Genomic DNA, 13,722 nt, shown 5'->3' with positions numbered 1-13,722 from the left:
ATTCACCGCCGGATTCATGACCGCCGGCGTGCGAAATGCACGCCGGACGCGCGTCTAGCCGGGGATCTCGAACAGGCCAGCGGCTCCCATTCCCCCACCGATACACATCGTGACGACGACATAGCGCACGCCACGACGCCGCCCCTCGATCAAGGCGTGCGCCACCATGCGCGCGCCGGACATACCAAAGGGATGGCCGATGGAAATGGCACCCCCGTTCACATTGAGCTTGTCGTTGTCGATGCCGAGCGTATCCCGGCAGTACAGCACCTGACTGGCGAAGGCCTCGTTCAGCTCCCAGAGGCCGATGTCCTCGACCTTGAGACCATGGCGCTGCAGCAGCTTGGGCACGGCAAAGACCGGGCCGATGCCCATTTCCTCGGGCGCACAGCCCGCCACCGCCACCCCGCGGTACAGGCCCAGCACCTCCAGGCCATGGCTTTCTGCCATGTCGCGCCGCATGAGCAGCGCGGCGGCGGCGCCATCCGAGAGCTGGGAGGCATTGCCCGCCGTGATGAACTGGCCCTGCTCCACCCACTTGCCGTTCTTCCATACCGGCTTGAGCGCCGACAGGCTTTCCAGCGTGGTGTCGGCGCGGTTGCCTTCGTCCTTGGCAAGCGTCACCGTCTCGAAACCGGCGGGCTGCTTGTCCTTGTCGAAGAGCTGCTTGCGTGTGGTCAGCGGCACGATCTCGTCGTCGAAGCGACCGGCTTCCTGCGCCGCGGCCGTGCGCTGCTGGCTCTGCAGGGCATAGGCGTCCTGCGCCTCGCGCGAGATGCCGTAGCGGCTGGCCACCAGCTCGGCGGTCTCGATCATCGGAATGTAGGCGCCCGGCTCCTGCGCGATGACAGCCTCCGACACCAGACGATGGCTGTTCTTGTGGGCGTTCTGGGTCAGCGAGATCGACTCCAGTCCGCCCCCCAGCACGATGTCCTGCTCGCCGGTCATGATGTTCTTGGCGGCAATGGCGATACTCATCAGACCTGAAGAGCACTGCCGGTCCAGCGTCATGCCGGACACGCGCTGCGGAAAACCGGCCGTGTAGACGCACAGCCGGCCCAGGTTGTAGCCCTGCGTGCCCTGCTGCGCGGCGGCACCCATGATGACGTCATCCACCTTCTCGGCATCGACGCCGGCACGCTCCACGCAGGCGCGCAGCACATGGCCGCCCAGGACCGGCGCTTCGGTGTCGTTGAAGGCACCGCGGTAGGCCTTGGCGATGGGCGTGCGCGCGACGGAAACGATGGCAGCTTCTTGCATGGACATAGAGCCTTAGAAGTAATAGCGACTGATGGTGTCGGCGACGCAGGCGGGACGATCCTCACCTTCGATTTCCACCGTGACGCGGATCACGGCCTGCACGCCGCCGTCCTTGGTGAGTTCGGCTTCCAGCATCTCGCCGTGGCCGCGAATGCGTGCCCCCGCTTTCACCACGTTCGGAAAGCGCACCTTGTTGCAACCGTAGTTCACACCCATGCGCATGCCGCGCACTTCGATGATCTCGGGCAGGAAGCGGCTGACCAGCGACAGCGTCAGATAGCCGTGCGCGATGGGGGCACCAAAGGGGCCCTCCTTGGCGCGCTCGGGGTCGACATGAATCCACTGATGGTCATCGGTGGCGTCGGCGAAGGTGTTGATGCGCTCCTGCGCAATCTGCACCCAGGCGCTGGTGCCCAGCGTCTGCCCGGTAGCGGCTTGGATGGCGTCGGCGGAATCAAGAACGGTGGCCATGAATCTCTGCGATCAGGGGTGTTGACTGGAGGCGGACAGCACTTCGCCCACCAGATAGGAACTGTAGTCCGAGGCCAGCATCACGATGCAGTTGGCGATCTCCCAGCACTCGGCCGCGCGCCCGAAGGCCTCGCGGCTGGCGAGCTGTTCGAGCAGCGCCTGCGGCGCGCTCTTGCGCAGGTGATCGTGAAAGGCAATCGACGGCGCCACGGCGTTGATGCGGATACCGTATTCGGCGGCTTCCAGCGCGCTGCAGCGGGTAAAGGCCATGACGCCCGCCTTGGCGGCGGCGTAGTGCGCCTGTTCCTTCTGCGCGCGCCAGCCCAGCACCGAGGCGTTGTTGACGATGGCGCCGCGTCCGCGCGGCTGCATGAAACGCAGCATGGCGCGCGTCATGCGGAAGGTGCCGGTCAGGGTGACATCCAGCACCCGCTGCCAGTCCTCGTCCTTCATGTCGACCACGCGGCAGCTGCCACCCAGGCCGGCATTGTTGACCAGCACGTCGACGCCATCGCAATGCGCTTCGGCCGCCTCGACCAGCGCCTGCACCTGGGCTTCGTCGGTGACGTTGGCCAGCTGGCCCGCCACCTTGGCGTCCGGAAATGCGGCTTGCAGCCGCTCCACGGCTTCGTTCAACCGACGCTCGTGGATGTCGGCAATCATGAGCGCGCGCACCCCTTCCTCCAGCACACGCTGGGCGGTGGCGAAACCGATACCGCCACCGGCCGCCGCCGTGATCAGCGCGGAATGACCCTGCAGCAGACCGTGCGCGGGCACATAGTCGGGGGGCGCATTCATCGTGCGCGAACTCCTTGTATCGCGTGACACCGAGTCATGGCGAAGGGCCTAGCCGCGCGGCTCGCGCGGCAGACCCAAACCGCGCTCGGCGATCAGGTTGAGTTGAATCTCGTTGCTGCCGGCATAGATGGTGTCGGCGCGTGAGAAGAAGAAGATCTGCTGCAGGCGGCGCACAGCCGGGTCGTCCGACGGCGTATCCGCCTCCGGACCCAGCGCATCCATGGCCAGCTTGCCGAGGTCGCGATGCCAGTTCGACCAGTGGTACTTGTAGATCAGCGCCTCGCGTCCCAGCTTCAGGTCATCGCCACCGGCGAGCATGCGCAGGGCGTTGTAGCGCATCACGCGCAGACCGCCCCAGGCGCGAGCCAGACGCGCGCGGAAGGCCGGATCGCGGTCGGCGCCATTGCGTCGCGCAACCTCGACCACCAGGCCCAGTTCGTGGGCAAAGTGCATCTGCTGACCGAGGGTGGAGACGCCGCGCTCGATCTCGAGCAGGCCCATGGCCACTTCCCAGCCCTTGCCGACTTCGCCGACCAGACCGTCGGCCTCGGCCACCGCCTCGTCAAAGAAGACTTCGTTGAATTCGGCTTCGCCGCTGATCTGGCGAATCGGCCGGATGGTGACGCCGGGCTGATCCAGCGGCAGCAGCAGGAAGCTGAGGCCATGCCGGCCCTTTGAGCCTGGCTCGCTGCGCGCGACCACAAAGATCCAGTCCGACTCATGCGCCAGAGAGGTCCAGATCTTCTGGCCGCTGACGCGCCAGCTGCCGTCATCGCACTGCCAGCAGCGCGTCTGCACATTGGCCAGATCGGAACCGGCATTGGGCTCGGAATAGCCCTGCGCCCAGAACACGCGCCCCTCGACAATGCCGGGAAGGAAGCGCGCCTTCTGCGCCTCTGTGCCATAGCGGATCAGGGTCGGGCCAATCAGGCCTTCGCCGATATGCCCCATGCGACCGGGACCGCCCGCACGCGCGTATTCCTCGTGAAAGGCCACCTGCGCGTCAATGCTCAGCCCGCGCCCGCCGTATTGTTCCGGCCAGCCGACACAGGTCCAGCCGCCGGCCGCCATTTCCCGTTCCCAGCGCTTGCGCAGCTCGGGATCTGCGCCCTCATCACCGGGTCCGCCCCGATGACGCAGCGCGGCGAATTCCCCGCTGAGATGCTCCGCCATCCACTGCGCGATGGCGTGTCGAAGGTCGTCGACTGGATTGCCCGCCAGCGCGGTTTCCGGTGCACCCATCAGGCCGCCACCTCATTCAGTACGTAGTCCGCCGCTTCCTCGGCCAGCGCTTCGGGGGCACCCAGCCAGTGGCGCGATGCCTGCGCCCGCTTGAAGTACAGATGCGGATCGTATTCCCAGGTAAAGCCCACACCGCCGTGCAACTGGATGGCTTCCTGCGCGCAGAAGAAGAAGGCCTCATCGGCCTGCAGGCGGATCGCGGCGCACTCCGCCGCCAACTGATCGACCGCAGCACCCTGCTCGGACAGGCGCGCTACACCGTAGACGCCAGAGCGCAGGGCCTCCACGGCCACCATCATCTGCGCACAGCGGTGCTTGACCGCCTGGAAGGAGCCCACCGCGCGCCCGAACTGCTTGCGTTCCATGACATAGGCGGTGGTCAGGTCCAGGCAACGCTGGGCGCCCCCCAGGGCCTCTGCCGCCATGAACAGGCGCGCCATCGCGGTGGCACGGTGCAGGGACTGCGGTGCCAGGGTCTCGTCCAGACGCTGCGCAACCGTGCCGTTCACATGCAGTCCGCCAAAACGCCGCGTGGCGTCCCAGCCGCTGTGCATGGTCACGGCGACGCCCGGCGCACCGACGTCGACGCGAAACAACCCGACCTCACCCTCCGCGCCGCAACGCGCAAAGACCAGACAGGCGTCGACGTAGGCCGCATCCGGAATGCGCTGCACCTGCCCCTCCAGCCGCCAGCCGTCATCGCTTGGGCTCGCATGCAGCAGATCGGCGGCCGTCGTCCATTCGGGGTTGCTCGGCAGCGGCGCACTCAGGCTCAGGCTGCCTTCGGCAACCGCGGGCAACAGTGCCAGGCGGGCGGCTTCGGACGCGCAGTGCGTCAGCAGATTGCTGCCCAGGGCCATGGTGGAGAAGAAGGGCGCACACAGAAGATGGGCGCCGGTCTGCTCGAACAGCAGCGCCTGCGTCAGTGCGCCCATGCCCATGCCACCGGAATCTTCATCGATGCCCACCGCGCACCAGCCGAGCTCGGCGGCGATCTGTTGCCAGAGCGCGCCATCGCTGCCGCCCTCACCTTCGATGCAGGCGCGCACCGAGGCACTGTCGCTGCGCTGACCGAGAAGGTCGGCCGCCGCGTCGGCGATCATGCGCTCGTCTTCGCTCAGTCCCAGATTCATGTCGGTTCGGTCAGAAATACTGAAGACATTATTCCGGGGGCACCCGGCGCCATCTTCATCCTTAGGGATTAGTGTCGAGTGACCACCCGGTAGGGTTTCAGCTGCCGTAAACCTTCTGCGGCGGCGTAGCCTCGGACAGAATCTGCTCCACGGCGGCACCAACCTCGTCCGGCGCCCAGCGCGCGCCCTTGTCGCGCACCGGACCGGTGCGCCAGCCATCGGCCACGCTGATGCGGCCGCCGTCGGCTTCGAACACCCGCCCGCTGACACCAGCCGACTGGGCACTGCACAGCCAGACCACCAGCGGCGAGACATTTTCGGGGGCGAAGTAATCGAAGCCGTCCTCCGGCTTCTTCATGACATCGGCGAAGACGGTTTCGGTCATCGCGGTCCGCGCCGCCGGTGCCAGCGCGTTGGCGGTAATGCCATAGCGTCCGAGTTCGGCCGCCTGCACCAGCGTCAGCGTGGCAATGCCGCCCTTGGCCGCGGCGTAGTTGCTCTGGCCGATGGAGCCCTGCAGACCGGCACCGGAGGTGGTGTTGATGATGCGCGCGTCCACCTTCTGACCGCTGTCCTTGACCTGCGCGCGCCAGCGCTGCACCAGGGTGCTGGTGATGCAGAAATGCCCCTTGAGGTGCACCTTGATGACCAGATCCCAGTCCTCTTCGGACAGGCTGGCGAACATGCGGTCGCGCAGCACGCCGGCATTGTTGACCACGGCGTGGACATCGCCAAAGGCCGTGGCAGCCGCCTCGACGATGGCCTGTGCGCCCGCCATCGAGGTGATGTCATCGCTGTTGGCAAGCGCACGCCCGCCTGCGGCCTCGATCTCCGCGACCACGGCTTCGGCGGCTTCGCGGTTGATGTCGTTGACCAGAACCGAGGCCCCTTCGGCCGCCAGCGCCAGGGCGTGGGCTCGGCCGAGTCCGCCGCCGGCACCGGTGATGATGACACTACGATCCGTACAGATTCCCATGGAATCCTCCTCCTCAATGCGTGGTGATGCGGGGCGCGCCCGTCCGGCGCGCCCGGGTATTGCGGTGGGGTCTGCTAGCCGAGACGCTCCAGCACGGTGACGTTGGCGACGCCGCCGCCTTCGCACATGGTCTGCAAGCCATAGCGGCCCTTGCGGCGCTCCAGCTCGTGCAGCAGCGTCGTCATCAGCTTGGTGCCAGTGGCGCCCAGCGGATGGCCGAGGGCGATGGCGCCGCCGTTGACATTGACCTGCTCGTGATCGAAACCGGTGTCCTTCATCCAGGCCATCGGCACCGAGGCGAAGGCCTCGTTGCATTCGGCGATGGTGATGTCGCTCGGCTTGAGGCCGGTCTTCTTCAGGGCACGCAGGGTCGCGGGAATCGGCGCCGTCAGCATCGCGATGGGATCGTCGCCCATGACTTCCATGTGGTGGATGCGCGCGCGCGGCGTCAGGTTGTAGCGCTTCAGTGCCGCCTCGGAGACCACCAGCATGGCCGAGGAGCCATCGCAGGTCTGGCTGGCCACGGCGGCGGTCAGGCTGCCGCCTTCGGCCAGCACGTCGAGTTCCGCCATCTTTTCGAGCGAGGTCTCGCGCGTGGTCTCGTCGTGATCCAGGCCGTTCAGCGGCACGATCTCGCGCTCGAAATAGCCGGCCGCCATGGCGGCACGGGCGCGCTCATGGCTGGTCAGCGCGAAGCGCTCCATCGCCTGGCGGTCAAAGCCCCAGCGATCCGCGATCAACTGCGCGCCATGAAACTGCGAGACGGGTTCGGTACCGAAGCGTGCCGTCCAGCCTTCGCTGCCGGAGAAGGGATCGGGGAAGCCCAGTGGCTGCGCCGCGGTCATTGCCGAGCCGATGGGAATGCGCGTCATGGTCTGGACGCCGCCGGCGATGACCACGTCCTGGACGCCGCTCATCACCGCCTGCGCGGCAAAGTGCACGGCCTGCTGCGACGAGCCGCACTGGCGGTCGACCGTGACGCCGGGCACGCTCAGCGGCAGCCCGGCGGCCAGCCAGCAGCTGCGCGCGATATTGCCCGCCATCGGCCCCACGGCATCGACACAACCGAAGATGACGTCGTCGATCTCCTCCGCCGGAACGCCATTGCGCTCGACGATGGCCTTCAGTACGTGCGCGCCGAGATCGGCGGCATGGACGTCGGCCAGACTGCCTCGACGCTTTCCGGTGGGACTTCTGACTGCATCAACGAGATAAGCTTCCGGCACGTGCGGGTCTCCTGTCAGCGACCGACCGCGCTGACACGCGGCATCGGCGCTTCGCCGTAGTGAGTGAAAAAGGTGTTGGAAGGACCGAGGGCGGCGGCGTCGTCGAAGATGTCCTCCGCGATCCGCGCCTTGTGGTGGGCCAGGTCGCCCCAGCCGGCATCGAGCACCCAGGCGCGCTTCATGAACATCTGCAGATCGGCCTCCCAGGTGTAGCCCATGGCGCCGTGCGCCTGGATGCTGGCGCGCGCGGCCTTGTGCGCGGCCTCGCTGGACTGCATGCGCGCCTGCGCCACCACATGGGCAGCGCGGTCATGACCGTGGCCCACGCAGTAGGCGGCGCGGTGCACCACCGGTTCGGCAAATTCAATGGCGACGGCCACATCCGCCAGCGGATGCTTCACGCCCTGGAAGGTGCCGATGATCTTGCCGAACTGCTTGCGCTGTGCGGCATAGTCCACGCCCAGGTCCAGCATGCGCTGCGCCAGGCCCACCTGCTGGGCCGCCGTGGCCAGGCCGCCGCGCAGCAGCAAGCGCTGCCACAACGGCGCGCCGATACGGGCATCGGCAATGCGCGTGCCGGCGTCCGGCTTCCACTCCACCTGGCACAGCCGGCGCGACATATCGATGCTCGGCTGCGGCGTCAGCGTGACGTCCTGCGGTCGCACGGCGTGCACCGCGTCGTTGTGCCACATCAGCAGCAGATCGGCGGTGCTGGCATCGGCCACGAAGGGATTGATCGGATGCCCGACCGCCACGCGCGCCTCACCCGCGGCGATGCGCGGCAGCCACTCACGCTTGATCTCGACATCGCCAGAGAGCTCGGTGAGCAGCCCGGCCGCCAGATAGGCCGTGTCGACCAGCGACTCGGGAATGGCGTAGTAGCCCAGTTCCTGCAGCACCAGCACCCAGTCCAGGTCGCCAAGGCCAATGCCGCCGAAATCCTCGGGGATCGACAGCGCGGTCAGCCCCTGATCGGCCAGCTTGGCACGCAGCTCGGCGGAGCGTCCGCTCTTGGTTTCCCAGATTTCGCGCAGCATTTCCGGCGCGGCCTCGACCATCAAAAACTTGCGGATGGCGTCGCGAAAAGCGGTCTGATGACTTTCGAACGTAAAGTCCATAGGGCGCTCCTTCAGGCGCGTGGCATGCCGAGCACGCGCTCGGCAATGATGTTGCGCTGGATCTCGTTGGTGCCGGCGTAGATAGGGCCCGCCTGCGCGAACAGGAAGCCGTCCAGCCAGTGGCTGATGCCGGCCGCCTCGGGTGCATGCGGCAACAGCTCGGCGTGCGCGCCGAGGATCTTCATGGCCGTTTCGTGCAGCAACAGATCAAGCTCCGACCAGAAGATCTTGTTGGTGCTTGCCTCCGCACCGATCTTGCCGCCCTTGGCGAGCCGTGACGCGGTGCGATAGGTCGCCAGCGCATAGGCTTCCGCCGCCACATAGCCGCGCGTGATGGCGTCGCGGATGCCCGGATCGCGATCCGCCTGGCTCTGGTGATCCTTGTACAGGTCCACCAGTGCCTTGGCGGTCTGCTGGAAGCGGCCAGGGGAACGCAGCATCAGACCGCGCTCGAAGCCGGCCGTGGCCATGGCGATGCGCCAGCCCGCGCCTTCCTCGCCGAGGAGATTCTCGGCTGGCACGCGCACGTCATCGAAGAAGATTTCGGCAAAGCCGGGCTGGCCGTTCAACTGCTTGATCGGGCGGATGTTGATGCCCGGCAGATTCAGCGGCAGCAGGATGAAGCTCAGTCCGTGATGGCGCTGCGAACCAGGTTCGCTGCGGAACAGGCCGAACAGCCAGTCGGCGTACACCGCCCGTGTCGACCAGGTCTTCTGGCCATTGATCACGTAGTGGTCGCCGTCGCGGACCGCGCTGCAGCGCAGGGAGGCCATATCAGAGCCGGCACCCGGCTCGGACCAGCCCTGCGCCCAGATCTCCTCGCCCGAGGCCATCGGCGGCAGGAAGCGCTTCTTCTGTGCCTCAGTGCCGTATTCCATCAACGTGGGGGCGAGCAGAAAGATGCCGTTCTGGTTGACGCGTAGCGGTGCGCCGGCGCCCCAGTACTCCTCCTCGAAGATCAGCCAGTCGATCAGGCCACAACCGCGCCCGCCGTATTCGGTGGGCCAGGTGACCGCGGACCAGCCGCCGTCGAACAGGGTGCGTTCCCAGGCACGGTGGGCTTCGAAGCCCTCGGCAGTGTCGAGGCTTTCCAGCGGTTTTTCGGGAAGGTGTTCGGACAGCCACTGGCGCACTTCCTTGCGGAAGGCGCGCTGCCGTTCGGTGTATTCGAGTCTCATGATGCGTTGCCGTTCTGGGAGTTGGCGGGTACCGCGTCAAAGCGCGCATCCCGTTTCTGTACGAAGGCCTGTCTTGTTTCGGCGGAATCCGGGCTCATGTAGGCCTGCAGCGTGAATCCCTGCTCCCAGCGGTACTTGCTCTCGAGATTGCCGTCCTCGACGCCGTTGAGGGATTCCTTGGCCAGCCTGAGCATGGTCCCGCTCTTTTTGGCAATGGTTGCGGCCAGCTCCAGCGCCTCGGTGCGCAGCGCGTCGGCACTGACCACACGTTCCAGGGCACCGAGCCGGTAGGCTTCCTGCGCGTCGATGGGCGCGCCGGTGAAATACATGGCGCGTACCTTCTGCACTGGGAACAGCCGCTGCAGATGCGCGCCGCCGCCCATGGCGCCACGATCCACCTCGGGCACGCCGAAGGTGGCGGTATCCGCGGCGATCACGATATCGGCCGCGCCGGCGATGCCGATGCCGCCGCCGAGCACGAAGCCATGCACAGCCACGATGACGGGCAGCGGATGGCGATGGATGGCCTCGAAGGTGCGGTAGTTGCCGGCGTTGACGTCGACAATCCGCACCGGGTGCGCATCCAGCTCCTTGATATCCACGCCGGCGCAGAACCCACGCCCTTCGGCGCGCACCACCAGCACGCGCAGATCGTCGTGCGCGCCGAGCTGGGTAATGCAGTCGGCCAGCGCGTGCCACTCACTGCTGTCGAGGGCATTCACCGGCGGCTTGTTGATCACCACCTCGGCGATGCCGGGGTGTTCATGCACCACAATGGCCTGTGTCATGACACGCGTACCTCCCTGATATCGGCAGACGCCCGCTGCCTGGGCGCGATGGTGGGCATGGCGGTGATGCGGCCCTCGGCCTCTTCCACAATGCGGTGGATCAGCACCTGGACCGGCGGCAGGTCGTCGATGATCGCGGCCACCTGACCGCTGGGCAGCACGCCTTCATCCGGATGGCCTTCAACCATGGCGCGCTGGATCAGCATGGGCGCGTTGGCCGCCGACACCGTCTGCGTGAAGGAATCCCCGGAACGGATGGCGCTAATGAAGGTGCGCAGCATGTGCATCACGCTCATGCCGGTGCGCTGCTTCATGCGCCAGGCGGAGGCCAGCGCCACGAACATGCGGCGCAGCCCGCTTCCGCGCTCGAGGCGCAGCAAGGTGGGGTTGTCGATCATGCGCTGCGGCATGCCGTCGACCGCGGTAGACGCACGAATGCGCCCGGCGTCCTGCACCTGCTGGTATTGCGCCAGCGTGGTCGCCGGCACCGGTGATTCCGCGGTCATCAGAAAGCGGGTGCCCATGGCGATGCCGGCGGCGCCGTAGGCCAGCGCCGCGGCCAGACCACGGCCGTCTGAAAAGCCGCCCGCCGCCACCACCGGCACGTCCACGGCATTGAGTACCTGCGGCAGCAGCAGGGTCGTGGGGACGGCGCCGGTATGGCCGCCGCCCTCGCTGCCCTGGATGGTGATGATGTCGGCGCCGAGCTGTACCGCCTTCTGCGCGTGCTTGAGCGCGCCCACGGTCGGCATGCACAGCACGCCGGCCTGCTTGAAGCGGGCAATGGTCTCGGCATTGGGGCCGCGGCCATAGCTCACCGCGCGAACGCGGTCGCTGTGCTGCAGCACGCGCTCGATGACGTCCTGCGCATTCGGCTGGAACATGTGGAAGTTCACACCGAAGGGCCCGTCACACAGACGGCGGACATCCGCCAGCGCGGCATCCAGTTCTTCGGTGGACATGGTGGCCGCGGCCAGAAAGCCAAAGCCACCGGCATTGGTGGTTGCCGCCACCAGGCGCGCATCCGCCACCCAACCCATCGCGGTTTGAACGATCGGATAACGGCAGCCAAGCATCTGGGTAAGACGCGTATCCATAGCCTATCGCTCCACGATCACGCAGGAACCGTGACCGAATAACCCCTGATTGGCGGTGATCCCGACGCGCGCGCCTTCCACCTGACGCTCCCCTGCCCGGCCGCTGAGCTGCCAGTGCAACTCGCACACCTGGGCGATGGCCTGCGCCGGCACGGCCTCGCCAAAGCAGGCCAGACCACCGGAAGGATTGACCGGCAGCTTGCCGCCGATGCGGGTATCGCCACGGCGCAGCCATTGCGCCGCTTCGCCGCGCGCGCACAGGCCGAGGTCTTCCATCCAGTCCAGTTCCAGCGCGGTGGAGAGGTCATAGACCTCGGCCACATCGACATCCTCCGGGCCGATGCCGGCCTGCTCGAAGGCGGGCAGCGGCAGCGTGGCGCGGAAGCTGTGCGGTGCGGCCGCCGCCGTGGAATCGGTGGCCAGATCGGGCATTTCCACCGTCGCCGACGCGAAGGTCGGCGTCGCGGTCGAGATGCCGGCAATGCGCGGCGTGTCCTGCTTGCCCTTGGCGCGGGCGTAGTCGGCGCTGCACACCACCAGCGCGGCGCCGCCATCGGAGGTGGCACAGACATCCATCAAGCGGAGCGGGTCCGCCACCACCGGCGACTGCGCCACATCCTCGGCGGTGAAGGTCTTGCGGTAGCGCGCATTGGTGTTCTTGGAACCGTGGGCGGCATTCTTCACCTTGACTGCCGCGAAGTCCTCGCTGGTATCGCCGTAGAGCGCCATGCGGCGGCGCGCGTAGAGGGCGAAGTAGGTCGGATTGGTGATGCCGATGCGGAAACGCACCCAGTCCGGGTCGTCCGGGCGCTCGCCAGCCTGCGGCTTGAGAAAGCCCTTGGGCGTGGTGTCCGCGCCGACCACGAGGGCGACCTCGCACTCTCCGGCGGCAATCTTGGCGCGCGCCGCGGCCAGCGCCTGCGCGCCGGAGGCGCAGGCGGCATAGGAGGTATTGACCTGCGCGCCCTGCCAGCCCAGCGCCTGGGCGAAGGTGGCACCAGCCACATAGCCGGGGTAGCCGCAGCGCATGGTGGCGGCACCGGAAATGAAACCGACATCGCGCCAGTCGACCTCGGCTTCCGCCAGGGCCGCGCGCGCGGCGTGCACGCCGTAGCGCGTGAAGTGTTCGCCCCACTTGCCCCAGGGGTGCATGCCAGCGCCGAGAATATGGATGGCCTGGCTCATGCGCTCGCCCCTTCCGCGACCGGCTTCCACTTCCAGACGAGGGCGTCGCCGTCTTCGTCCGAGAACAGCGTCTCGACAATCAGCTCCATGGGCATGCCCACGCGCAGATCCTCGACGGCGATCCCCTCGGCACACTGACCGAGCACGATCATGCCCTCGCGCTCGAGTTCCACCGCGGCGATGGCGAAGGGCTCGTAGGGGTCCTTGACCGGGATGTAGGGCGCAGGCGGCTGGTAGGCCGCGTTGGTGAAGGACCAAAGCGTCCCGCTGCGCGACAGCGCTACATCTTCGAAGTCCGTGCTGTCGCAGGCCGGGTTGCGGCAGAAGCTGTCCAGCCGCGGGAAATAATAGGTACCGCAGGCGATGCAGCGGCTGCCGAGCAGATGCGGCAGGCCGTCGCGCTCGGTCAGGTAACCCTCAAGCGCTGGCCGTGTGGTGGCCCCGCTCATGCGGCCTCCCGACGGGCCGGCGGGTTGTCCTTGACCTGCCTGGCGCGCAGGTTGTGCGGGTCCATGCGCTGGATGACGGCCAATTGCTCGGCAGTGGGCAGCGGCGTCTCGTGCAGGTCATCGGCCTTGAGCAGCGGGAAGCCGGTGGCGGCCTGCACATCGTCAAAGGACACGCCCGGGTGCAGCGAGCGCACGCGGATGGCGTGGTCCGGGCCTTCGAAATCCATGACGCAGAGATTGGTCACGATCAGGCCGAAGGTGGCGTAGTCGCGCTTCATGCCCTCGCCCCAGCGCTCCGGCTTGTGGCCGACACCGGAGACCATGTCGACCTCGCCTTCCACGAAGACGCGCGGGCCGTGGTTGGGCACAAAGAAGGAATTGCGGTGATTGATGCTGTTGCCGGGCAGACCGCGCACGCCGAGGATGGCGGCCTTGGGCTGCTCATAGGTACCGCCGACGACGGACAGATTGGTCTGCCCCCAGCGGTCGATCTGCGTCGGGCCGATCATGGCGTGACGCGCGCCGAACCAGACGCATTCGAAGACGCGCTCGAAGGGCATGTAGCCCTCGTAGGCCGGCTGGTAGTCCCCGCGCGGGCCAATCGGCACCGGCTCCGACACCAGATAGGCCTCGCTGTCGGTCATCAGCAATTCCGGCGAGTGCGTCAGCTTGGCCAGACTGGCACCAAGACGCGGGATCGCACCGATACCGGAGGCGAAAATCTCGCCGTTGTCGCGCCAGGCTTCGCTGGCGGCGACGATCATCAGCTCTGCGAGCGTGGGCTGTTCCGTCATAAATCCT

14 protein-coding genes are annotated in these 13,722 nt (G+C 67.1%); all 14 read right to left on the bottom strand.

Annotated elements, in window-relative coordinates; translation table 11 throughout:
* Positions 1–54 precede the first annotated feature (54 nt).
* Positions 55–1,260: an acetyl-CoA C-acyltransferase gene (locus ACOOFO_RS06780; RefSeq protein ID WP_420429234.1), complete on the bottom strand. Its 1,206-nt coding sequence runs from the start codon at positions 1,258–1,260 to the stop codon at positions 55–57.
* A gap of 12 nt (positions 1,261–1,272) precedes the next feature.
* On the bottom strand, positions 1,273–1,731 hold the full coding sequence (locus ACOOFO_RS06775; protein ID WP_420429232.1) for a MaoC family dehydratase: 459 nt from the start codon (positions 1,729–1,731) through the stop codon (positions 1,273–1,275).
* A 12-nt stretch (positions 1,732–1,743) separates the two neighbouring features.
* Positions 1,744–2,529 carry an SDR family oxidoreductase gene (locus ACOOFO_RS06770; protein ID WP_420429230.1) on the bottom strand — a complete coding sequence of 262 codons (786 nt, stop codon included), beginning with the start codon at positions 2,527–2,529 and terminating at the stop codon, positions 1,744–1,746.
* 48 nt (positions 2,530–2,577) lie between these two features.
* Positions 2,578–3,771 (bottom strand): acyl-CoA dehydrogenase family protein, encoded by a 1,194-nt coding sequence (locus tag ACOOFO_RS06765; RefSeq protein WP_420429228.1) that lies wholly within the window; start codon positions 3,769–3,771, stop codon positions 2,578–2,580.
* Complete coding sequence (locus tag ACOOFO_RS06760; RefSeq protein WP_420429226.1) at positions 3,771–4,904, bottom strand: acyl-CoA dehydrogenase family protein; 1,134 nt, start codon at positions 4,902–4,904, stop codon at positions 3,771–3,773. The genes ACOOFO_RS06765 and ACOOFO_RS06760 overlap by 1 nt, the downstream gene beginning before the upstream one ends.
* 97 nt (positions 4,905–5,001) lie before the next feature.
* Positions 5,002–5,880, bottom strand: coding sequence for an SDR family oxidoreductase (locus ACOOFO_RS06755; protein WP_420429224.1), 879 nt, complete (start codon positions 5,878–5,880; stop codon positions 5,002–5,004).
* 74 nt (positions 5,881–5,954) lie between these two features.
* On the bottom strand, positions 5,955–7,106 hold the full coding sequence (locus ACOOFO_RS06750; RefSeq protein WP_420429222.1) for an acetyl-CoA C-acetyltransferase: 1,152 nt from the start codon (positions 7,104–7,106) through the stop codon (positions 5,955–5,957).
* A gap of 14 nt (positions 7,107–7,120) precedes the next feature.
* Complete coding sequence (locus ACOOFO_RS06745; protein ID WP_420429219.1) at positions 7,121–8,224, bottom strand: acyl-CoA dehydrogenase family protein; 1,104 nt, start codon at positions 8,222–8,224, stop codon at positions 7,121–7,123.
* An 11-nt stretch (positions 8,225–8,235) separates the two neighbouring features.
* Complete coding sequence (locus tag ACOOFO_RS06740) at positions 8,236–9,402, bottom strand: acyl-CoA dehydrogenase family protein (protein ID WP_420429217.1); 1,167 nt, start codon at positions 9,400–9,402, stop codon at positions 8,236–8,238.
* Complete coding sequence (locus ACOOFO_RS06735; protein ID WP_420429215.1) at positions 9,399–10,190, bottom strand: enoyl-CoA hydratase family protein; 792 nt, start codon at positions 10,188–10,190, stop codon at positions 9,399–9,401. The genes ACOOFO_RS06740 and ACOOFO_RS06735 overlap by 4 nt, the downstream gene beginning before the upstream one ends.
* Positions 10,187–11,287, bottom strand: coding sequence for an NAD(P)H-dependent flavin oxidoreductase (locus ACOOFO_RS06730; RefSeq protein ID WP_420429213.1), 1,101 nt, complete (start codon positions 11,285–11,287; stop codon positions 10,187–10,189). The genes ACOOFO_RS06735 and ACOOFO_RS06730 overlap by 4 nt, the downstream gene beginning before the upstream one ends.
* 3 nt (positions 11,288–11,290) lie before the next feature.
* On the bottom strand, positions 11,291–12,472 hold the full coding sequence (locus ACOOFO_RS06725; RefSeq protein ID WP_420429211.1) for a lipid-transfer protein: 1,182 nt from the start codon (positions 12,470–12,472) through the stop codon (positions 11,291–11,293).
* The gene (locus tag ACOOFO_RS06720) at positions 12,469–12,921 is read right to left on the bottom strand and encodes a Zn-ribbon domain-containing OB-fold protein (protein ID WP_420429209.1); all 453 of its coding nucleotides are present in this window, start codon (positions 12,919–12,921) and stop codon (positions 12,469–12,471) included. Before ACOOFO_RS06720 ends, ACOOFO_RS06725 begins: the two co-directional genes overlap by 4 nt.
* Positions 12,918–13,715 carry a CoA-transferase subunit beta gene (locus tag ACOOFO_RS06715; protein WP_420429207.1) on the bottom strand — a complete coding sequence of 266 codons (798 nt, stop codon included), beginning with the start codon at positions 13,713–13,715 and terminating at the stop codon, positions 12,918–12,920. Before ACOOFO_RS06715 ends, ACOOFO_RS06720 begins: the two co-directional genes overlap by 4 nt.
* Positions 13,716–13,722 lie beyond the last annotated feature (7 nt).

The organism is Algiphilus sp. (assembly GCF_965216485.1).
Classification (GTDB): Bacteria; Pseudomonadota; Gammaproteobacteria; order Nevskiales; family Nevskiaceae; genus Algiphilus.
Note: the sequence above shows the minus strand (reverse complement) of the source record. Positions and strands in the feature narration are given on the sequence as shown.